Source organism: Paraburkholderia sp. ZP32-5 (genome assembly GCF_021390495.1).
GTDB lineage: Bacteria > Pseudomonadota > Gammaproteobacteria > Burkholderiales > Burkholderiaceae > Paraburkholderia.
On sequence record NZ_JAJEJP010000001.1, the window covers coordinates 3223883 to 3243639 of the forward strand.

17 protein-coding genes are annotated in these 19757 nt (G+C 64.7%); 6 read left to right on the forward strand and 11 right to left on the reverse strand.

The window, feature by feature from the left end; translation table 11 throughout:
- Nucleotides 1-47: 47 nt before the first annotated feature.
- Nucleotides 48-947, reverse strand: a complete 900-nt coding sequence (locus tag L0U82_RS13810; protein WP_233831706.1) for an amidohydrolase family protein — start codon at nucleotides 945-947, stop codon at nucleotides 48-50.
- Nucleotides 948-1040: 93 nt separating this feature from the next.
- On the reverse strand, nucleotides 1041-2093 hold the full coding sequence (locus L0U82_RS13815; RefSeq protein ID WP_233831707.1) for an NAD(P)-dependent oxidoreductase: 1053 nt from the start codon (nucleotides 2091-2093) through the stop codon (nucleotides 1041-1043).
- Between the two features lie 327 nt (nucleotides 2094-2420).
- Between L0U82_RS13815 and L0U82_RS13820 the strand changes: the two genes are divergently transcribed.
- Nucleotides 2421-3947: a methyl-accepting chemotaxis protein gene (locus L0U82_RS13820; RefSeq protein WP_233831708.1), complete on the forward strand. Its 1527-nt coding sequence runs from the start codon at nucleotides 2421-2423 to the stop codon at nucleotides 3945-3947.
- A gap of 90 nt (nucleotides 3948-4037) precedes the next feature.
- On the opposite strand, the gene L0U82_RS13825 is transcribed toward L0U82_RS13820, so the two are convergent.
- The 8 genes from L0U82_RS13825 to L0U82_RS13860 all read right to left on the reverse strand — a co-directional run bounded on the left by L0U82_RS13825 (nucleotide 4038) and on the right by L0U82_RS13860 (nucleotide 12224).
- Nucleotides 4038-4847 (reverse strand): alpha/beta hydrolase, encoded by an 810-nt coding sequence (locus L0U82_RS13825; RefSeq protein WP_233831710.1) that lies wholly within the window; start codon nucleotides 4845-4847, stop codon nucleotides 4038-4040.
- Nucleotides 4848-4872: 25 nt separating this feature from the next.
- On the reverse strand, nucleotides 4873-5931 hold the full coding sequence (locus L0U82_RS13830; RefSeq protein WP_233831712.1) for an alpha/beta fold hydrolase: 1059 nt from the start codon (nucleotides 5929-5931) through the stop codon (nucleotides 4873-4875).
- A gap of 213 nt (nucleotides 5932-6144) precedes the next feature.
- On the reverse strand, nucleotides 6145-7683 hold the full coding sequence (locus L0U82_RS13835) for a dynamin family protein (protein WP_233831714.1): 1539 nt from the start codon (nucleotides 7681-7683) through the stop codon (nucleotides 6145-6147).
- Complete coding sequence (locus L0U82_RS13840) at nucleotides 7680-8942, reverse strand: GTPase (protein ID WP_233831716.1); 1263 nt, start codon at nucleotides 8940-8942, stop codon at nucleotides 7680-7682. Before L0U82_RS13840 ends, L0U82_RS13835 begins: the two co-directional genes overlap by 4 nt.
- A 206-nt stretch (nucleotides 8943-9148) precedes the next feature.
- On the reverse strand, nucleotides 9149-10084 hold the full coding sequence (catA, locus tag L0U82_RS13845) for a catechol 1,2-dioxygenase (protein WP_233831717.1): 936 nt from the start codon (nucleotides 10082-10084) through the stop codon (nucleotides 9149-9151).
- A gap of 74 nt (nucleotides 10085-10158) precedes the next feature.
- Complete coding sequence (gene catC, locus L0U82_RS13850; protein WP_233831718.1) at nucleotides 10159-10449, reverse strand: muconolactone Delta-isomerase; 291 nt, start codon at nucleotides 10447-10449, stop codon at nucleotides 10159-10161.
- A 48-nt stretch (nucleotides 10450-10497) separates the two neighbouring features.
- Nucleotides 10498-11634 carry a muconate/chloromuconate family cycloisomerase gene (locus L0U82_RS13855; protein WP_233831719.1) on the reverse strand — a complete coding sequence of 379 codons (1137 nt, stop codon included), beginning with the start codon at nucleotides 11632-11634 and terminating at the stop codon, nucleotides 10498-10500.
- 200 nt (nucleotides 11635-11834) lie between these two features.
- The gene (locus L0U82_RS13860) at nucleotides 11835-12224 is read right to left on the reverse strand and encodes a VOC family protein (protein WP_233831720.1); all 390 of its coding nucleotides are present in this window, start codon (nucleotides 12222-12224) and stop codon (nucleotides 11835-11837) included.
- A gap of 341 nt (nucleotides 12225-12565) precedes the next feature.
- On the opposite strand from L0U82_RS13860, the gene ribBA reads away from it, so the two are divergent.
- From ribBA to L0U82_RS13880, 4 genes are all read left to right on the forward strand, one after another.
- Nucleotides 12566-13699, forward strand: a complete 1134-nt coding sequence (gene ribBA / locus L0U82_RS13865; RefSeq protein ID WP_233831721.1) for a bifunctional 3,4-dihydroxy-2-butanone-4-phosphate synthase/GTP cyclohydrolase II — start codon at nucleotides 12566-12568, stop codon at nucleotides 13697-13699.
- Between the two features lie 77 nt (nucleotides 13700-13776).
- A complete protein-coding gene (ribH, locus tag L0U82_RS13870) occupies nucleotides 13777-14289 on the forward strand; it encodes a 6,7-dimethyl-8-ribityllumazine synthase (protein ID WP_233831722.1) in 513 nt (170 codons plus the stop codon).
- Complete coding sequence (gene nusB / locus L0U82_RS13875) at nucleotides 14286-14720, forward strand: transcription antitermination factor NusB (protein ID WP_233831724.1); 435 nt, start codon at nucleotides 14286-14288, stop codon at nucleotides 14718-14720. The genes ribH and nusB overlap by 4 nt, the downstream gene beginning before the upstream one ends.
- Before the next feature lie 193 nt (nucleotides 14721-14913).
- Nucleotides 14914-16110 carry a pyridoxal phosphate-dependent aminotransferase gene (locus tag L0U82_RS13880; protein ID WP_233831725.1) on the forward strand — a complete coding sequence of 399 codons (1197 nt, stop codon included), beginning with the start codon at nucleotides 14914-14916 and terminating at the stop codon, nucleotides 16108-16110.
- A gap of 192 nt (nucleotides 16111-16302) precedes the next feature.
- On the opposite strand, the gene L0U82_RS13885 is transcribed toward L0U82_RS13880, so the two are convergent.
- The gene (locus L0U82_RS13885; protein ID WP_233831726.1) at nucleotides 16303-17514 is read right to left on the reverse strand and encodes a lytic transglycosylase domain-containing protein; all 1212 of its coding nucleotides are present in this window, start codon (nucleotides 17512-17514) and stop codon (nucleotides 16303-16305) included.
- A gap of 657 nt (nucleotides 17515-18171) precedes the next feature.
- Between L0U82_RS13885 and L0U82_RS13890 the strand changes: the two genes are divergently transcribed.
- Nucleotides 18172-19749, forward strand: a complete 1578-nt coding sequence (locus L0U82_RS13890; protein ID WP_233831727.1) for a UbiD family decarboxylase — start codon at nucleotides 18172-18174, stop codon at nucleotides 19747-19749.
- Nucleotides 19750-19757: the final 8 nt, after the last annotated feature.

The window sequence follows — 19757 nt, forward strand, 5'->3', positions numbered from 1 at the left end:
AATGCGGCGGCCGGCCTCTCGGGGGCCGTGCGTGATGCAGGGCCGTGCTAACGCGACGCGGGAAAGTCGTAGAGGCGCGCCGGATTGTCCACCAGCACGCGGGCGCGTATCGATTCGTCGTCGATCCAGGCGGCCAGCGCATCGGCGATGTCGCCGTCGTTATCCATCTGCTCGACCACCGGATGCGGCCAGTCCGTGCCCCACACGCAGCGGTCCGCCGCGCGTTCGACGAGCGCCCGCGCGAACGGCGCCACCGACGGATACGGCGGCCGCTCGCGCGATACGCGATAGCCGCCGCTCAGCTTGAACCACACATGATCGAGCGACGCGAGTCGCAGCAGCGTTTGCGCGGCCGGCGAGCCGATGCCATCCTCGGCGTTCAGATGCCCGAAATGGTCGATCACGCAACGCACCGGCAAAGCCGCGAGCCGTTCGACCAGATCGGGCGTCGCGCCCACATCGACGAAAAACTGCAGATGCCAGCCAAGCTCGCGAATTCGCGCGGCCAGCCGCGGCGCGTCATCGAAGCGCAGACCGGCGGTGACCGATGCGACATTGATGCGAATCCCTCGTACGCCCGCGCGATGCATGTCGTCGAGTTCGGCGTCGCTCACGTCGGGCTCGACCACCGCAACGCCGCGTAGCGCGAATGCACCCGAGCGCAGCGCATCGAGCATGCAGCGGTTGTCGGTGCCATAGACGCTCGGCTGCACCAGCACCGCGCGCTCGCAGCCGATGGCCGTGAGCATTCGCACGTAGTCGTCGAGCGTCGCGTCGGGCGGGATGTACGACGCGTTCGGCAGATACGGATAACGCGACTGCGGGCCGAACACGTGCGCGTGACAGTCGCAGGAAAGCGGCGGCAGCGCGGTGCGCGGCGCGTGAGTCGGCGTGGCCGCGGCGGCGATGGTCGGCGCGCGCACCGGGTACGGAGCGTTGTCGGTCATACGATGCGTCTCCTGCTGCGCGCCGGTCGTGGCCGGCGCTTTCAAGGCTCGGCGCGCTGGCCGCGCCGGCATATAGGCCAGACGAACCGGCCGTTAGCTCGCCGCCGCGGGCTCGCCGAGGGTTGCTCCGAGCCGCACGAGGAATTGCGCGGTCACGCCGGGGTTGACCAGACGTTGCGGCACGCGGCCTGCGGCGGCGTCGATAAATGCTTCGGCCGCCATGCGCGCGACGCGGTCGCGGCTCTCGTGCGTGACGCCGCCCATATGAGAACTGGCGATGACGGCCGGATGCGCGAGCAACGGATGATCGCGCGCGGGCGGCTCCTGCTCCCACACGTCGATGCCCGCGCCGCCGAGTTGGCCGCGCACGAGCGCCGCATGCAGCGCCGCCTCGTCGTAAGTACTGCCGCGCGCGGTGTTGACGAAGATCGCGCCGCGCTTCATCGCCGCGAATTGCGCCGCGCCGAGCAGGCCGCGCGTTTCGGCGGTGAGCGGGCAATGCACGCTGACCGCATCCGCGTCGGCGAGCAACGCGTCGAGTTCGACCTTGCGCGCGCCGCGCGCCTCACACGTCGATGCATCGAGATACGGATCGTAGGTGAGCACCGGGCAGCCCAACGCGCGTGCGAGCGCCGCGGTACGCGAGCCGGTATTGCCGAGGCCGATCACGCCGACCGTCTTGCCCGACAGTTCGCGGCCCATCAACGCGTCGCGTTGCGCGGCGGTGCCTGCGATGATCGCGTACTGCGCTTCCGGAATCCGCTTGAACAGCACCATCATCATGCCGATCGCGTGCTCGGCCACGCCCTGCGCGTTGCCGCCGGCCTGATTGACGACGGCGACGCCCGCGTGCGTGCAGGCGTCGACGTCGATCGTGTCGTAGCCTGCCCCATAGCTCACCGCCAGCACCAGCGACGGCAGCGTGGCGAGCAGGCTGCTCGTCACGTGCCACTGTTTCGGCAATTCGTCGCGCGAAGCCATCACGTAATAGCCGTGACAGGTGGCGAGCGTCGCGAGGATGTCCTCATCCGCTTGTGTGGGCGCGATACGGATCAACTCCACACCCGGTGCGCGAGCCAGCGTTTCGTCGAAGCTCGGGTACATCGGGCGGTCCAGATAGGCGATCCGGAACGTCGGTTGGGTCATGCTGTGATCCTCCGTGGTCGCTGCGCTCGACCGCCCGGCAAGCGGGGCGGCTCGGCCAATTGCGTCGAACGACTCTAGCACCGCGTCGGGAGCGTTATCGTTTCCAATCCGGAAACTGCCTGTTCTCGATCGGTACGTGGCGTTCCAGCGACCGGCCAGCGATCCGCACACGGAAGGGAGCCCCCTCCCCCCCGAGATTTCGCATCTCAATATTTGGGTAGGGATTCATTTCGCCTCCGGCAGGCCGTAAAAGCGGCTTTTGACGACTGCGGTGCCATCAAGCCGTGCGCTCGCGCGCGTCCTCCGGCACGCTGTCCTCCGCCTTTCATGAAACTGACCACCAAGCTGTCTCTCGCGTTTGCCGCCGCCCTGCTGCTGATGTTCTCGGCCGCCATCTACGGGCTCTTTTCGTTGAATCAATCCGTCAAGACCTACAACACCGACGTGCGCAATCAGGTCGCGAATGAACGCGCGGTGCTGATCATGCTCGCGACGTTCAAGCTGCAGGTGCAGGAATGGAAGGACATCCTGCTGCGCGGCAAGGACCCGTCGAAACTCGAACACGGATGGGCGGCATTCGAACAGCAGGAGCATGCGGTCGACGAGCAGGCTCGCGCGCTGCTCGACACGCTGCCTGAGGGCAAAAGCCGCGAGCTGGTCGCGCAGTTCGCCGCCGCGCACACGGCGATGGGCAGCGGTTATCGTCAAGGTCTCGAAGCCTTCAAAAGCGCCAACTTCGATCCGACCGCCGGCGATCATGCGGTAGCGGGTGTCGATCGCGAACCGGCGCGGCTGCTCGCGGAATCGCAACAGGAAATCGCCGCGCACAGCGAAGCCGTGTCGGCCAGCGCGGCGGCCGGCGCGCGACGCGCGCTCGTCGTCAGTGTCGCGCTGATGCTGGTGACGCTCGGCGCGGGTCTCGGCGGTGCGTTCGTGTTCAGCCGCTCGATCACCCGGCCGCTGAATCGGGCGATCGACGTCGCGCACACGGTCGCCGACGGCAATCTGACGAGCGAATGGCACGCCACCGGCAGCGACGAAGTCGCCGAACTGCTGGGCGCGCTGAAGAACATGCAGACGAAGCTGTCGCGTGTCGTCAGCAACGTGCGGCGCAATGCGGAAGGTGTAGCGGCCAGCAGCTCGCAGATCGCCGCCGGCAATCTGAGCCTGTCGGCCCGCACCGAAGAGCAGGCGGCATCGCTCGAACAGACGGCCGCCAGCATGGAAGAGCTGACCGGCACCGTGCGCCGCAATGCGGACAACGCGCGGCATGCGTCGACGCTCGCCGTGGCCGCGTCCGACACGGCCGCGCGCGGCGGCGACGTGATGGCGCGCGTGGTCGAAACGATGGCGGAGATTTCCGAAAGCTCGTCGAAGGTCGGCGAGATCATCGGCGTGATCGAAGGTATCGCGTTCCAGACCAATATCCTCGCGCTCAATGCCGCGGTCGAGGCGGCCCGCGCGGGCGAACAGGGCCGCGGCTTTGCCGTCGTTGCGAGCGAGGTGCGCACGCTCGCGCAGCGCAGCGGCGCGGCCGCGAAGGAGATCAAAACGCTGATCGAGCAATCAGCGGGGCGCGTCGAAGCCGGCCATCAACTCGTGCAGGGCGCGGGCGACATCATCACCGAGATCGTGCAGTCGGTGCGGCAGATGACGACGGTCGTCGCGGAAATTTCGGCCGCGTCGTCCGAGCAGAGCACGGGTATCGACCAGATCGGCGTGGCCGTCGCGCAAATGGATGAAGCGACGCAGCAGAACGCGGCGCTGGTCGAGCAGGCGTCGGCGGCCGCGCAGTCGATGGCGGAGCAGGCACGCTCGTTGAGTGAGACTGTTGCGGTGTTTCGGGTGGCGTGATGCGGTAGTGGGCTGAGTTCAAGTCCTCGCGAATGACAATCTGGGTGGATGCGCGCGCGATGCTCATCCATCCAGGCGATTTCGCAAAGCCTATTTGCCTGCCGCCCCCTCTCCCCTCAACCACCGATTGATCTGCGCCAACACATCCGTCTCGATCCCAAGATACCCATGCGGCGAATGCCCGCCGCAGTCCGCCACCCGGTCGCCGCCGCCCGCGGTCGAATCGACCGAGATGAAATCGAAGTGGTTGTGCTCGGCGAGACGTTTGCCCGCATAGGCCGGCGACACCAGACACGCGTCGTGTTCGTTCGACACGACCAGCACGCGATATTTGGTGCCGTCCACATCGATATCGGAGATGGCGCCGCTGCCGCCCGCACCACGCGCGACCGTCACGGGCGACGTCAGCACGAACGCATCGACGAGTCCGGGGTCGCGCTGCAATGCGTTACCGACCGACATCGTGCCCGCACTCGTGCCGACCAGCGCGATCTTCGCCCCCGGAAAACGCTCGCGCACCTTCGCCACGATGGCCTGGGTGTCCGCGAACGACTCCTTACCGCGGCGAAACAGGCCATCGACGCCGCCGCTGCGATCCGACGGCGTATCGACCAGCACCACCGCATCGCCCGCATCGATCCAGTGACTCGCGGAGCGGATCAGGAAATTGCCTCTTAGCGTCGTCGCGCCGCTCGCATCGAGATGCAACGCGCCCACCGTGCCGCCGAACAGCACGACCACCCACAGCGGATTCGCCGATGGCGATTCGATGAAAACGCTTTGCGCGACGCCGTCGCGCGTCGGGAATGTGACGAGATCGCCGTGGTCGAGCGGGTTGGCGTAGCTATGAGCTACGAGCAGAGAACCAGCCAATGCACAGCAGAAACGTTTCAGTTTCATACACGACACTCCGAAAGAAAACGGCTTAGCGGCCGACGGTTGCATCGCGATCATCGGACGCGTCGTGACCTGCCGGCAGCGATGCGCCCGCGGCCAGCGCCCGCTCGCGCGCGGCGAGTTCCGTCATGTGGTTATACCGGTTGTCCATGTCGTTGTAGGTGCGCATGATCGTATCGGTCGGCAAAGCCAGCATGCAGTCCTCGACCACGCGGTTGCCGATGCGATAGGTCTGGTGATGACGGCTGCCGCCGCCGTGAACCATGATCTGATAGACGGGCAGCCCCGCGCTTTTCGCCGCCTGCACGTAATCGTTCTGTGAGGTGAAGCTGACGTCGGTATCTGTCGCGTCGCTGGTCACGAAGAAACGAAAGCCCGGCATCGGATGAACACGCGACAATTGCGCAATCGGGTCCCATACGTCGGACAACGGCACGCCTGTCAGATCGTCGCGGCGGCCCTTCTCGCGAGCCCGGTAGACCACCGAGGTCACACCTGATGACGACACCGCGCACACCACATCCTGACGCTCGGCGATCAACGCGCCGACCAGCCCTCCGCCGCCCGACTGTCCGACGAGGCCGAATTCCCGGATGCCGTAGTGCGCCTTGATCTGATCGAGCGCCGCGTTCATCACGAGCGTCTCGTATTGCGTGCGGCGACGGTTCTGATTACCGCTGCTGCCATCGACGCCCGGGCGGGCGAGCGTCAGATACGGCGTACCGCCGCGCTGCTGCTCGAGCTGCGACGCTTCGAGTTCGCGCCTCGGTGTCCATTTTTCGTAGCCGGCGGACGCTCCGCTGGTTGAAAGGACGTCGCCTTCCATAAACACCACGGCACGCTCGACGTGCCCCGTGCTGAAATCACTGGATGGGAAATAGCGAATGCATTCATGAAACGACGGACCCTCGACCCACACGGCGTTGATCGTTCCGGCGCATTGCTGCGGCGTCGACGTCGATCCCGAGAGGGCTTCCGAGCCGGAGAAATAGTCGCCTGCTCCGTAGTTCCTGACGGTCGATGCGCAGCCCGTCAGTAGCGCGACAGCCAGTGCAAGGGCACCGTAATGTGCTGGTGTTTTGTTCACGCTTACCCCGTTGGTTTTTATGCGAAGGTCTTGTTATGTCGCACGCCGGGCGGCTGGATTGCCTGCGCTGTTTCAGATGTCGCAAAGCGGCTGCGCACAATCATAACCGCATGCCAGGGTGCGTTACACAACCGCGCGACCATAAAACAGAAGGCCGGACACCGCCGCGTTAATGGCGTAATGTCCGGCCTTATTCGCTATTTCACACGCACGTCAGACGGATTCCGAGCGCACCTTGTCTCTCAGTTCGAGCAACTGTTCTTCATGAAGCTTCAACGATTCTTCGAGGCTTTGCGTGAGTTCGAGTAATCGATTGATCGATGCACGGCAGCGGCGCGCGACATCGCCGCAAAGACGCAACAGGCAATCGCGAATCGCGTTGCTTAGCGCCGCGTGGACTCGCGCAAAGTCGACACCAGAATGCTCGACGGCGCCGTCGTCATCGTCGAGTTCGATCCGCGCCAGCGAAACGTCGGACGCAACAACGTAATCGCCCAACAACCGCTCCGCTTCGCGACCGAACATCCCCACGATCGATTCAGACACTGCACCGCACAGCGCCTTCCTATCACGCGTTGCCACATACGCATCCACCAGCGCGGGCAACGTCGGCACGATAGCGCGCCACACTGCATTGGCAAGCTGCTCCTGCGTGATCTCCATCGTCGCAAGCGCTGCTTGCGACGATGTCCGCAGTTCGGCGAGCAACGGCGACACGCCGCCGCGCAAGCAACCCACTACGCTCTCTTCCAGATGATGCAGCAGTATCTCCGCGCGCTTGCGCCGCTTGTACGCGAGCGCCGGTTCGGTGATCGCCAGCAAGGCCGCATACAGCTTTTCGAACCCCGCGTCGGTCATCGCCTCCGGCGTCTGTCCCTGCTCGCGCGCCACATACGCGGAAATCGACACGGGCGGCTTCAGCAGCGCGACATCGACGCTCATCGCAACGAGCTTGTCCTGCGCACGCACGCGGATGTCGTGCTCCTGCAACGCGCGACGCTGCGCGCCCTTGTTGCACAGACGCTTGACGATTTCGCCATCGACTTCGTCTTCGTCGTACTCGTCGCTGCGGGTCACGACCGGCAGCAGCGGCTTGTTCCGGTGCAACTCGCGGCCGAGTTCGTCGAGTTCCTGCACCTGCCCAGGCGACGTGGAACTGGTCAGCCACAACACGCCATCCGCGCTATCGGTGAAACGCTGCGTCAACGCGGCATTTTCAGGCGTGACCGAATGCAAGCCGGGTGTATCGAGCAGCACCAGCTTGTCGCCGAGACGCACGCCTTGCAGCCGCGACGTCGTTTCGGTCGCGCCTTCCGTGAACGGCTCCGAAGTTTCCACGACGCGCCCCGCTTCGACGTGGAAATAGCGCACCGGCCTGTGGTGGGCGGCGAAGCGCTCGGCGAGGAAATTGCAGAACGAACTCTTGCCGGCGTTGAACTTGCCGAACACCAGCAGCAACGCCTGATCGTCGAATTGATCGGCCAGATCCCGCGTGGCTTGCAGATCGGCCCACTGCTGCGTCCACGCGTGCGCGCTATCGCGCAGCAGCGTGTTGATCGTATCGGCCTGACGAGCCAGTGCGTTGTGCGCCTGCAAGCCGTCCGACGACAAACCACCGGCCCGCAGTTCGGCGCTCAGCTTCGCGAGCCACGCGTTCAGCGCGCGCAGATGCGCGTCGATATCTTCAGCGACGAAATCGAGCGCGTCGACTTCGGCGATGAAGCGTTGCTCATGGCTCACATCGGCTTTCATGCGCGCGCCTCGAATAGCCGCATTGCAGCCGCTGCCTGTTCCGACGCGGCGATCGCGGCTTGCGTGTCGGCAATCTGCGCGGCCAGTGCCTTGCGGTCGGCGGACAGTTCGTAATAGTGCGTGAACTCGCGCTGCATGCGCTCGCGTCCGGATGCTTCGCAGAACATCCTGCGCAGATCCTTGCGGAATTTCACCGACACGCCCATCACCGCGATCATCACCGAATTGAAGCTCGACGATGCCGCGACCTGCTGTTGCGTCGGTAAGCCCATCACGCCATGCGCGGTCAGCACCGCATCGATTTCGATGCATGCGCGCGAGTAGGCGATCTGGACATGCGCGCGTTCCAGCTTGCCCGCGGTGATCATGTACGCGTCTTTCGCGGAGTCCAGCACGATTGCGTGATCGGTGGCGAGCGCGTTCAACATCGCGTCGATATCGCCGGCGACCTTTTCGATGACGGTTGCAAGCCCTCGATCGAAGTCGAGCCGCTGCTGACGCTGCGTGCAGCGCAGAAGATCCAGCGAGGTTTGCTGCGCGGCGCGAAGCAGTTGCAGTTCCGCGTCGATTTCGCGGATCAGCAGCGCGGTTTCATGCGCTCGCGCGTGCGGCACGCGCGCGAGTTCAGCGTGCAGCGCCGCATGCAGCGCCGGAATGCCGCTCTTTTCCAGCAGTAGCGGCTTGCCGCCTTCGAGCCCCTTGCGATGACGCACCGACGACACCGCATTCAGCGTGAGCCCCGGCATCTGTCGGTCGATCGCGTCGCCGACGCTTCGCAGCGCGGCATCGTCGGCCACTTGATCCACCTGCGACAGCACGAATAGCGTTTGCCGCCCGGTTCTCGCGCGATCCGCGTCGAGTTCGGTCAACAGCTTCAGTTCTTTCGCGTCGAGTTCGCCTTCTTTCGCCGCGTGCACGAAGAGCCGGATGTCGGACTTCAGCCATGCGGCCCGCAGTGCCTCGCGATCGTCCGCGGTGCCGACGTCCGCATCGAGCCCCGGCGCATCGAGCCAGCGCACGCCCTGATGCACGCTGTCGGACAGACGCACCGTTTCGCGCCAGTCGGAAACGGCAAACGCATCGCGGCCCAGCAGTTCGTTGAGCAGGCTGCTCTTGCCATGGTTGTATTTGCCGACGACGGTCACCACGGGTTCGCTGTCATCGATCAGAATGCGCAGCCGCGCCAGATCGTGGGTCCGGCCCGGCAACACGGACGCGATATCGTGTGCCGCCTGCTCGCGAGTTTTGCTCGACTCCATCCGCTCCTCAACGCTTCAAAGATCCGGCCGGCATCTTTGCCGGCCATCGCAACGCTTACCGATAAGCAAGAAATCCTCATGCATGGTCAACGCCATGCACGAGGACTCGTATCGGTATCGATCGATGTTTGCCGTGGTTTGCCGTGAATCGGGCGGCGACCGTGTCGCCACGCTGCCGCCCGTCGCCGGTCACCCGCCGTCGGCTATTACGCCTCGGCCGAAGCGCGCAGGCGATAGACCAGCTGGTTGTCCTTACCCTGCACCATCGGCGTCACCGTGAAGTTGAATTCGATGTCCTTGTACGCATCAGCCTTCAGACCCAACGCCGCGCCACCGTTCTTTTCCGTGACCGGCGGGATCAGCTCTTCGCGCGTCGCATACGCGAAGTCGTCCCAAATCAGCGGGTCGCCTTCGATGTTGAACTGCGTGGTCAGCTTGCGGTGCGAATCGCTGGTGACGAAGAAATGCACGTGCGCCGGACGGTTGCCGTGACGGCCCAGCACGTTCAGCAGCTTCTGCGTCGAGCCGTGCGGCGGGCAGCCGTAACCGACCGGCATCAGCGTGCGGAATTCGTACTTGCCGTCAGCGCCCGTCTTCACCGCGCCGCGCAGGTTGAATTCGCTTTGCGCGCCGGTCGGGTCGAAGTGCGAGTAGAAGCCCTTCGAGTTCGCGTGCCAGCATTCGACCGTTGCGCCGGCAACCGGCTTGCCGTCCATGTCCTTGACCGTGCCGTGGATCACGAGCGGGCCCGCGTCCGCGTCCTCGTTGATGTCGATCTTCGCGACGCCATCGTTGAGCTTCGCGCCGGCCACGTACAGCGGGCCTTCGATCGTGCGCGGCGTGCCGCCCTCCAGACCGATCGCCTTGTCTTCGGCGTCCATGCGGATGTCGAGGTACTTCTCGAGACCGAGGCCTGCCGCGAGCAGCGCCGCTTCGCCGTCCTGGCCGAGCTTGTTCAGGTAGTTGATGCCGGCCCACACTTCGTCCGGCGTGATGTCGAGGTCGTCGATCGCCTTGAACAGGTCGCCGAGCAGACGGAACACGATCTGCTGGAAACGGGCGTCGCCGTTGCCGGCGTCGATGTTGGAGGCTGCTTTCAGCAGGTCCTGGACTTCCTTGGATTCAAATACTTTGGCGCTCACGATGACTGTCTCCAGTTGGTATTGGGGGAAAAATGGCGTTGACCGCGCTCGCCTTCGAAGAACGCGGCCTGGGCTCAGATGTCGTCGTCCCGGATCGACGACGGGTGACGACATAGAGGCGTCACCGAAATCTTCATGTAGGGGAACAGAGGCAGGCCGGACAGAATGTCGTGCAGTTCGGCATTGCTCTCGACGTCGAAGATGCTGTAGTTCGCGTACTCGCCAACCAATCGCCAGATATGACGCCACTTGCCGCTACGCTGGAGTTCCTGCGAATAAGCCTTTTCGCGGGTCTTGATTTCGTTCGCCACGTCGGCCGGCATGTCGACCGGCAGGTGCACGTCCATTCGTACATGGAAAAGCATCGTTGAATCCTCTTGATCGGTGTCCGTTCGTGTCGGGTTTGTGTCCGTTTACTGGGTGACTTTCATCAGCCCATCTCGAGTGAAGCGCTTGACCTTCGCTTCGTCCAGTTCGATGCCGAGACCGGGGCCGTTCGGCACGGTCAGCTCGAAGTCGCTGTAGTCGAGCGGCTTCGTCAGAATTTCTTCGGTGATCAGCAGCGGGCCGAACAGCTCGGTGCCCCATTGCAGGTTCGCGAAGCTCGCGAACAGATGCGCGGAGGCCACCGTGCTGAACGCGCCCTCCAGCATCGTGCCGCCGTACAGTTCGATACCGGCGGCATCGGCGATCGCCGCGACGCGCTGCGCGGCAAACAGACCGCCGCTTTGTTCGATCTTGATCGCGAACACATCGGCGCCGCCGTTCCTGGCGATTTCGAATGCGCTTTCCGGGCCTTGCAGCACTTCGTCGGCCATCAACGCGACCGGGAAACGGCGCATCAGGCGCGCGAGCGCCGCGGCGGACGCGACCGGCTGCTCGACCAGATCGCAGCCGGCGTCGGCCAGCGCCGGAATCGCCCAAGCCGCTTCGGTCTCGCTCCATGCCATGTTGACGTCGACGCGCACCGCGGCGCGGTCGCCCACTGCCTTCTTGATTTCGGCGACGTGGCGGATATCGGTCTTCAGTTCCTTCGCGCCGATCTTCAGCTTGAAGACCTTGTGACGGCGCACTTCGAGCATGTGTTCGGCTTCGGCGATGTCTTTCGTCGTGTCGCCCGATGCGAGCGTCCACGCAACCGGCAGACGCTCACGGCGACGGCCGCCGAGCAGTTCGCTGACCGGAACGCCGAGGCGCTTGCCCTGCGCATCGAGCAGCGCGGTTTCGAGCGCGCTCTTCGAGAAATGATTGACCTTGACCAGCTTGCCGAGGTGCGCCATCAACGCCTGGATGCGGGTGGCGTCCTTGCCGATCATCGCCGGCGCGAGATACGCGTCGATCGCGAGTTTCATCGCTTCGGGGCTTTCCGGGCCGTAGGCCATGCCGGCGATCGTGGTGCCCTCGCCGATGCCGACGACGCCGTCGCTGCAGTACACCTTGACGAGCATCAAGGTCTGCCCGTACATCGTGGCAACCGACAGCTTGTGAGGACGGATCGTCGGCAAATCGACGAGGCAGGTTTCGATGCGTTCGATGGTCGCTAGGGTCATGGCGGATACTGCGAAAGGAGAGTTCATTGGACGTTTTTATACCCTTCGCGTGTTCGGGGCGTCCAATACTTTTCCTATCCGCTTTCATACCCTCAAGGTATCGTATAGCCGAAACCCCCGGATTTTCAGCGTATAACCGGGGGCTTGCACGTCACACCATGCATGTCGCGCATTGAAAGTTCTTGAGCCTAGACAAGCTTTCAGGCCTCGGGAAGCGCATTGACCATCACGTAGTAGCCGTCCAGATCGCGTAACGAGAATTCCATCGTTTCAGTGTTCGGGTTCCGATGCGGCTCCTCTTCGAGTCGACCGGCGAGCGTGCGCGCTCTGGCCAGACACGAAGCGAAATCGTCGACGCGGAAAAACAGCAGCAGGCCGTTGCCGGGCTGGCCGTTAGCGGGGCTCGCCAATGGCGGATGTTCGTGCGCGCCCCACTCGTGAAGACACAGCAGCACCGTGCCGTCGGCATCGACGATCTGCCCGAAGTCGTCGTGTGCGGGCGCAGTGCGCGGCTGGCCAAACAGCGACTGATACCAGCCGAAGCTCGTTGCCACGTCGGCTACGCCGATGATCGTCCAGATGCGTTTCATCGAGAAATCCTCCTGCTGTCAGGCGCGCGGGAATTCGCGCGCAGGCATTCAGCGAACGATATAGGCAATGTCGCCGCGCAACGCAAGCGCGAGTGGGGTGAATCCCCGGCGCTACGGCTACAGTTCGCCGCGCGCCACCAGCGCGGCAATACGGTCGGCCGTGCGGCCTCGCGGCGGGTTGCCGGACGTTTCGACCGGTGCCGGCGCCGCGACAAGCCATGCTGACGGCTTCGTGATGCGCGCGCCAGTCAGCCGAACGGCCTATGTCGTCCGGCGGAGGCGACTTGGACTCGCGCGTGGCGTAAAATACGCGCTTTCCCGAAAAAGTCGCCAACGCCAACATGACGCTCGCCTCCACCCAAGAGATCATCGCCGAACTGAAAGCCGGGCGGATGGTGATCCTCGTCGACGAAGAAGACCGCGAAAACGAGGGCGACCTCGTCATCGCCGCCGAGTTTGTCACCCCGGAAGCGATCAATTTCATGGCTCGCTACGGCCGCGGCCTGATCTGCCTGACGCTCACCCAGGAACGCTGCAAGCAGCTGAACCTGCCGCTGATGACCTACCGCAACGGCACGCAATACGGCACCGCGTTTACGATCAGCATCGAAGCGGCCGAAGGCGTGACCACCGGCATTTCGGCGGCGGACCGCGCCCGCACGGTCGCCGCCGCGGTCGCACCGGACGCGCGCGCCGAGCACATCGTGCAGCCGGGCCACGTGTTCCCGATCATGGCGCAGCCGGGCGGCGTGCTGGTGCGCGCCGGCCACACCGAGGCCGGCTGCGACTTCACCGCGCTCGCGGGCCTCACGCCGGCTTCGGTGATCTGCGAAGTGATCAAGGACGACGGCACGATGGCGCGTCTGCCCGACCTGATCGAATTTGCGCGGGAACACGGGCTCAAAATCGGCACGATCGCCGATCTGATCCACTATCGCAGCCGCACCGAATCGATCGTCGAGCGCATCTGCGAACGCACAATGCAGACCGCGCACGGCGCGTTCCGCGCGGTCATGTATCTGGACCAGCCGAGCGGGCAGCCGCATCTCGCGCTGGTGCGCGGCACGCCATCGCCGGATCAGGACACGCCGGTGCGCGTGCATGAGCCGCTGTCGGTACTGGATCTGCTCGAAGTCGGCGAATCCACCCACTCGTGGACACTCGACGCCGCGATGAAAGAGATCGCCGAACGCGACCTTGGCGTGGTCGTGCTGCTGAACTGCGGCGACTCGAAGGAACATCTGGTCGACGTCTTCAAGGCGTTCGACTCGAAGGAAAAAGCTAACGCACTCAAGCGCCGGCCGGTCGACTTCAAGACCTACGGGATCGGCGCGCAGATTCTGCGCGAACTCGGCGTCGGCAAGATGCAGGTGCTGTCGAACCCGCGCAAGCTCGGCAGCATGTCGGGTTACGGTCTCGAAGTCACGGGCTTTGTGCCGATGCCCGGCGGCACTGCCCAAGCCCCGCAAGGCTGATCCGGTCACCGCGCGCATCACGCCCGCTACTTGCGCTCACTTATTGCGCCCACTTAAACACTACGGAATCGACAGACATGGAAATCGGACAATACCAACCGAACCTCGACGGCGACGGTCTGCGCATCGGCATCGTCCAGGCACGCTTTAACGAACCGGTCTGCAACGGCCTCGCGGACGCCTGCATCGAAGAACTCGAACGCCTCGGCGTGACCGGCGAAGACGTGCTGCTCGTCACGGTCCCCGGCGCGCTGGAAATCCCGCTGGCACTGCAAAAGCTCGCGGAAAGCGCGCAATTCGACGCGCTGATCGCGCTCGGCGCGGTGATTCGCGGCGAGACCTATCACTTCGAACTGGTCTCGAACGAAAGCGGCGCGGGCATCACGCGCATCGGCCTCGACTTCGGCATCCCCGTCGCGAACGCGGTGCTGACCACCGAGAACGACGAGCAGGCTGTTGCGCGCATGACCGAGAAGGGTCGCGACGCCGCGCGCGTGGCTGTCGAAATGGCGAACCTCGCGGTTGCGCTCGAACAGCTCGGCGGCGATGACGACGACGAGGAAGAAGACGAAGACGAGGAAGAGGCATGAAGAGCGCACGCCGACGCTCCCGCGAGCTGGCCACGCAGGGGCTTTACCAGTGGCTGCTGTCGGGTTCGCCCGCGGGTGAGATCGACGCGCAACTGCGCGGCGCGCAAGGTTACGACAAGGCCGATCACGAGCATCTGGAAGCAATCCTGCACGGCGTGATGCGCGATTCGGAGGCGCTGTCCGCCGATATCGCGCCGTGTCTCGATCGTCCGATCGACCAGTTGTCGCCGGTCGAGCGCGCGGTGCTGCTGGTCGCCGCGTTCGAACTGAAGAATCACGTCGATATCCCGTACCGCGTGGTTATCAACGAAGCGGTCGAACTCACGAAGACGTTCGGCGGCTCGGACGGCTACAAGTACGTGAACGGCGTACTCGACAAGCTCTCGGCGCAGCTGCGCGCGGCCGAGACGCAAGCGGCCCGCAAGGGCTGAGCGCGGCGCGTACCGTCGCGCGGGCAGCGCGGCGGCGATGCGCCGCTGCACCGTCGAACCGCATCGGCCGAATCGCATCGGCCGGCCCGCAACGACGCCGCGCAAAGCGTGTGACCGTGCACGCACATCGGCGCTTTGCCCGACGCGCGGAACGACGTACCGCTTGTGCTTCTGATGAACTGGATCTGACTGTATGAACTCCGTGACCGAACCGCTCGCGCGGCTTGCCGCCCGCGTCGACGCCATCCAGCCTTTCTACGTGATGGAACTGGCCAAGGAGGCCGCGCTCCTCGAGCGCGAAGGGCGTGACATCATCCATATGGGCATCGGCGAGCCCGATTTCACGGCGCCCGAGCCGGTCATCGAGGCCGCCGCGAACGCGTTGCGCCGCGGCGTCACGCAATACACGAATGCGCTCGGCATCCACGCATTGCGCGACGCGATTTCCGCGCATTACGCGTCGTTCTACGGTATCAACGTCGACCCGGCGCGGATCATCGTCACCGCCGGCGCGTCCGCCGCGCTGCTGCTCGCGTGCGCGGCGCTCGTCGATCGCGACGACGAAGTGCTGGTGCCCGATCCGTGCTACCCCTGCAACCGCCACTTTGTGATCGCCGCCGAAGGCAAGCCGGTGATGGTGCCGAGCGGCCCGGCCGAGCGTTTCCAGCTGACTGCCGCCGACGTCGAACGCCTGTGGGGCGAACACACGCGTGGCGTGCTGCTCGCGTCGCCGTCGAATCCGACCGGCACGTCGATCGAACCGGCCGAACTCGAGCGCATCGTGAAGGCCGTCAGGGCGCGCGGCGGCTTTACGATCGTCGACGAGATCTATCAGGGTCTGAGCTACGACGCGAAGCCCGTGTCGGCGCTGTCGTACGGCGACGATGTGATCACCGTCAATAGTTTCTCGAAGTACTTCAACATGACCGGCTGGCGGCTCGGCTGGCTCGTCGTGCCGCCCGCGATGGTCGGCGCGTTCGAAAAACTCGCGCAGAATCTGTTCATCTGCGCGTCGGCGCTTGCGCAGCACGCGGCGCTCGCCTGCTTCGAGCCGCAGACGATCGCGATTTACGACGCGCGGCGCCTCGAATTCAAGCGCCGGCGCGACTTCATTGCGCCAGCGCTCGAGTCGCTGGGCTTCAGCGTGCCCGTGATGCCGGACGGCGCGTTCTACGTGTATGCCGACTGCCGCGGCGTCGCGCATCCGGCGGCCGGTGACAGCGCCGCGCTCACGAAGGCGATGCTGCACGATGCCGGCGTCGTGCTTGTGCCCGGGATGGACTTTGGCACGCACGCGCCGAAGGACTACATCCGGCTGTCGTATGCAACCGCGTATCCGAAGCTCGAGGAAGCTGTCGAGCGGCTGGCGAAGCTATTCGGACGGCATTAAGCGAGGACGGAGGTACGTGAGGCGGCGAGGCGCCTGGTGATTTATTGCCATTGACGCGTTTTCGCCTCTGCGGTCAGCGACGCAAGCCGCACGACGCTCCGCTTCCTGCCGCCGACCGGCCAAACGCAAAAAAGGACACCCTCGGGTGTCCTTTTTACGTGCACATCACTGCGGAACTCAGAACCGCGTGATTCAGGCCCCCAACTCCGAAGCCGACGCCACATGGCGCGTCGCGCTGGTGCTCGCATCATCCTGCTCCGACGGCTGCGTATGCGCCGCCGGCGTCGCGGCCGGGCTCGCCGCATGGCCGGTCTGCAGCGTCACCTGAACGCGCTTGCCGTTACCGCCATTGCCGCCGTTGCTGGCAGCGGCAGCCGCAGCCGGATTCGCCGACGCGGTCAGAACCGGCGCCTGCGGTGCGTTGATCGGCACCTTACGGCCACGTGCGACGTCGCGCAGACGGCCGCGCTCGGCCATCACCTTGGCGCCGTAGCCGCCGTCGTCCGACGTGCTCGAACCGACGTACAGGCGCAAGCCGCCCGGCAACGAACCACCACGCGCGATGCAATCCTTCAGCACGAGTGCGCCGACCTTGATGTTCGCGAGCGGTTCGAGCGCCGCGCTCTGGCCGCCGAAGTACTGGAACTTGTCCGAATGGACCTTCGACATCACCTGCATCAGTCCCTGCGCGCCGACGCCGCTCTCGGCGTACGGATTGAAGCCCGACTCGATCGCCATCACGGAAAGCAGCAGCAGCGGATCGAGACCGACTTCGCGGCCGGTGTCGAACGCAGCCTTGACGAGCTCGCTGACAGGTTCCTGAGCGACCCGATAGCGGCGAGCCAGGTACGAGGCAACCAGATCCTGCTCGCGGCTCGACACGAGGACGCGATCATCGCGCGCATCGGCGGACACGCGCTGCGAAGGAATCAGGCGCGCGAGCGCGCTCACGCTTTGCATCGTGCGCGGATCGAGGCCGTTCAGCGTTGCGACGCCCATGTTGCCGGCGGAGCCGCTGCCGTCGAAAGCGCCATCGAAGCTGGTGTTGCTTACAGTGAGGACGGGGCTGCCGTCGTTCGCGCTGTCGGCGCTGTTCGGCGAATTGGCCGAAAGCGACTCGTCGGACGACGCGCCGGAGGTGCCAGCCGGGCCGATGGCCGGCAGCGGATTACCTTGCAGCAGACGGGCCGGGCCCGCTTGCACGGCGGCGGAAATGACCGGCATCAGCCGCGCGGCGAGCGCGCCGCGCCATGTCGGCATCATCCACAGTGCGAGCGCCAGCACCACGGCGATCCCGCCGACGATGCTGAACAGGTGATGACTCAGTCGCGTCCCGCGACGTAGCGCGCCGCGCACAACCTGCGCAATACGCTCATCGGGACGCCACGATAACCAGGCGTTCATTCAGATCTCCCATCTTGCATGATCCGCGAACCCCACCCGAGTGATCAGGCGGTACAGAGTGTTCGCAGAGTCAAGACGCCGCGTGTGCTGTCTGGTCGGGCAGCAGCGACGTCGGGAAAACGGCAAATACCGTTGGGGAGCCATCTCGAAACCAGCCGTACATGCTCCAGGCATGCGGGGCTCGGGCTCCCACGCGAAAAACCAGCGTTTGTGGACGCTGGCGAGGACTTCAATAGGCCGTTCCGTACCCAGCTTGGGAGCGGAAACGGTGACGCGGTGCGTCTTAGGACCGGGGGCGGCGGTAAAAAGGTTAGCGCCCTTCAACCAATGTGGACGGATTCTATGCACGGTTTTATAGATCGTCAACACTATAGAAATCACAATTTATAACTATTTGTAATTATGAACACTGTTCAGTCGCCCGAGAACCGCGCGCGATGCGCGTTTTGAGCAATCTGGCCCTCGACGTTTCGGCTAGACCATCCGGCTAATCTACGTGCGCTAGCCAACGCAGGTAAAATCGACAATCGTTTTTTGCGCGGGCAGGCACAGGCCGCTCTTTTTGTAACCGATTGTTTTGCCCTGCCCGTTGTTCGTCCCGATGCCCGGACGACTTTCAGTCCTTACCTGCCGCCATGCGGCTGCGAACCATCACAGATGAAATACAAAGACCTGCGCGATTTCGTCGGCCGCCTCGAAACGATCGGTGAGTTGCGCCGCATCCCGCAAAAGGTGTCGCCGAATCTCGAAATGACCGAACTATGCGACCGCGTGTTGCGCGCGGGCGGCCCGGCCTTGCTGTTCGAGAACACCGAGGACTACGTGTTTCCGGTACTCGGCAACCTGTTCGGCACGCCGCGCCGTGTCGCGCTCGGCATGGGAATCGACTCGGAGGCTGGCGCTGGCGACCACGCGGCACTCGAGTCGCTGCGCGACGTCGGCCGTCTGCTCTCCGCGCTCAAGGAGCCCGAGCCGCCGAAGGGACTCAAGGACGCCGGCAAGCTGCTCTCGCTCGCCAAGGCGGTGTGGGACATGGCTCCGAAGACGGTCAGCGCGCCGCCCTGCCAGGAAATCGTCTGGGATCCGGCCGACGTCGATCTCACGCGGCTGCCGATCCAGACCTGCTGGCCCGGCGACGCCGGCCCGCTGATCACCTGGGGCCTGACCGTCACGAAAGGCCCGAACAAAAGCCGGCAAAACCTCGGCATTTACCGCCAGCAATTGATCGGCCGCAACAAGCTGATCATGCGCTGGCTTGCGCATCGCGGCGGCGCGCTCGATTTTCGCGAGTTCGCGCTGCGCAATCCGGGCCAACCGTATCCGGTGGCCGTGGTGCTCGGCGCGGACCCGGCCACGGTCCTCGGCGCGGTTACGCCGGTGCCCGACACGCTGTCTGAATACCAGTTTGCCGGACTGCTGCGCGGCGGGCGCACCGAACTCGCGAAGTGCCTGACGCCGGGTGTCGACGCGCTGCAGGTGCCCGCGCGCGCCGAGATCGTGCTCGAAGGCTTTATCTACCCGGAGGACGGCGAGCCGGACCCGGCTCCCGCGGGCGCGCCGCCGCGCCCGTCGAAGGGTGCGACGGCAGGTTACGAACACGCGCTCGAAGGCCCGTACGGCGACCACACTGGCTACTACAACGAACAGGAATGGTTTCCGGTCTTCACGGTCGAGCGCATCACGATGCGGCGCGACGCCATCTACCACTCCACGTACACCGGCAAGCCGCCCGATGAACCCGCCGTGCTCGGCGTCGCGTTGAACGAAGTGTTCGTGCCGTTGCTGCAGAAGCAGTTCGCCGAGATCACCGACTTCTATCTGCCGCCCGAGGGCTGCAGCTACCGCATGGCGATCGTCCAGATGAAGAAGAGCTACCCCGGCCACGCGAAACGCGTGATGTTCGGCGTGTGGAGCTTCCTGCGTCAGTTCATGTATACGAAGTTCATCGTGATCGTCGACGAGGACGTCAATATCCGCGACTGGAAGGAAGTGATCTGGGCGATCACGACCCGCGTCGACCCGACGCGCGACACGGTGCTCGTCGATCGCACGCCGATCGACTATCTCGATTTCGCGTCGCCGGTGGCCGGGCTCGGTTCGAAGATGGGGCTGGACGCGACCAACAAGTGGCCCGGCGAAACCGACCGTGAGTGGGGCCGCCCGATCGCGATGGACGATGCGGTGAAGAAGCGCATCGACGGCTTGTGGGACGAACTGGACCTCGGTAAGCGCTGAGCCGCGCC

What these genes read in the sequence shown, in the direction of transcription:
- L0U82_RS13810 (WP_233831706.1), bottom strand. Translation starts at nt 947, where the DNA reads ATGACCGACAACGCTCCGTACCCGGTGCGCGCGCCGACCATCGCCGCC.
- L0U82_RS13815 (WP_233831707.1), bottom strand. Translation starts at nt 2,093, where the DNA reads ATGACCCAACCGACGTTCCGGATCGCCTATCTGGACCGCCCGATGTAC.
- L0U82_RS13820 (WP_233831708.1), top strand. Translation starts at nt 2,421, where the DNA reads ATGAAACTGACCACCAAGCTGTCTCTCGCGTTTGCCGCCGCCCTGCTG.
- L0U82_RS13825 (WP_233831710.1), bottom strand. Translation starts at nt 4,847, where the DNA reads ATGAAACTGAAACGTTTCTGCTGTGCATTGGCTGGTTCTCTGCTCGTA.
- L0U82_RS13835 (WP_233831714.1), bottom strand. Translation starts at nt 7,683, where the DNA reads ATGAAAGCCGATGTGAGCCATGAGCAACGCTTCATCGCCGAAGTCGAC.
- L0U82_RS13840 (WP_233831716.1), bottom strand. Translation starts at nt 8,942, where the DNA reads ATGGAGTCGAGCAAAACTCGCGAGCAGGCGGCACACGATATCGCGTCC.
- catC (WP_233831718.1), bottom strand. Translation starts at nt 10,449, where the DNA reads ATGCTTTTCCATGTACGAATGGACGTGCACCTGCCGGTCGACATGCCG.
- L0U82_RS13855 (WP_233831719.1), bottom strand. Translation starts at nt 11,634, where the DNA reads ATGACCCTAGCGACCATCGAACGCATCGAAACCTGCCTCGTCGATTTG.
- L0U82_RS13860 (WP_233831720.1), bottom strand. Translation starts at nt 12,224, where the DNA reads ATGAAACGCATCTGGACGATCATCGGCGTAGCCGACGTGGCAACGAGC.
- ribBA (WP_233831721.1), top strand. Translation starts at nt 12,566, where the DNA reads ATGACGCTCGCCTCCACCCAAGAGATCATCGCCGAACTGAAAGCCGGG.
- ribH (WP_233831722.1), top strand. Translation starts at nt 13,777, where the DNA reads ATGGAAATCGGACAATACCAACCGAACCTCGACGGCGACGGTCTGCGC.
- nusB (WP_233831724.1), top strand. Translation starts at nt 14,286, where the DNA reads ATGAAGAGCGCACGCCGACGCTCCCGCGAGCTGGCCACGCAGGGGCTT.
- L0U82_RS13880 (WP_233831725.1), top strand. Translation starts at nt 14,914, where the DNA reads ATGAACTCCGTGACCGAACCGCTCGCGCGGCTTGCCGCCCGCGTCGAC.
- L0U82_RS13885 (WP_233831726.1), bottom strand. Translation starts at nt 17,514, where the DNA reads ATGAACGCCTGGTTATCGTGGCGTCCCGATGAGCGTATTGCGCAGGTT.
- L0U82_RS13890 (WP_233831727.1), top strand. Translation starts at nt 18,172, where the DNA reads ATGAAATACAAAGACCTGCGCGATTTCGTCGGCCGCCTCGAAACGATC.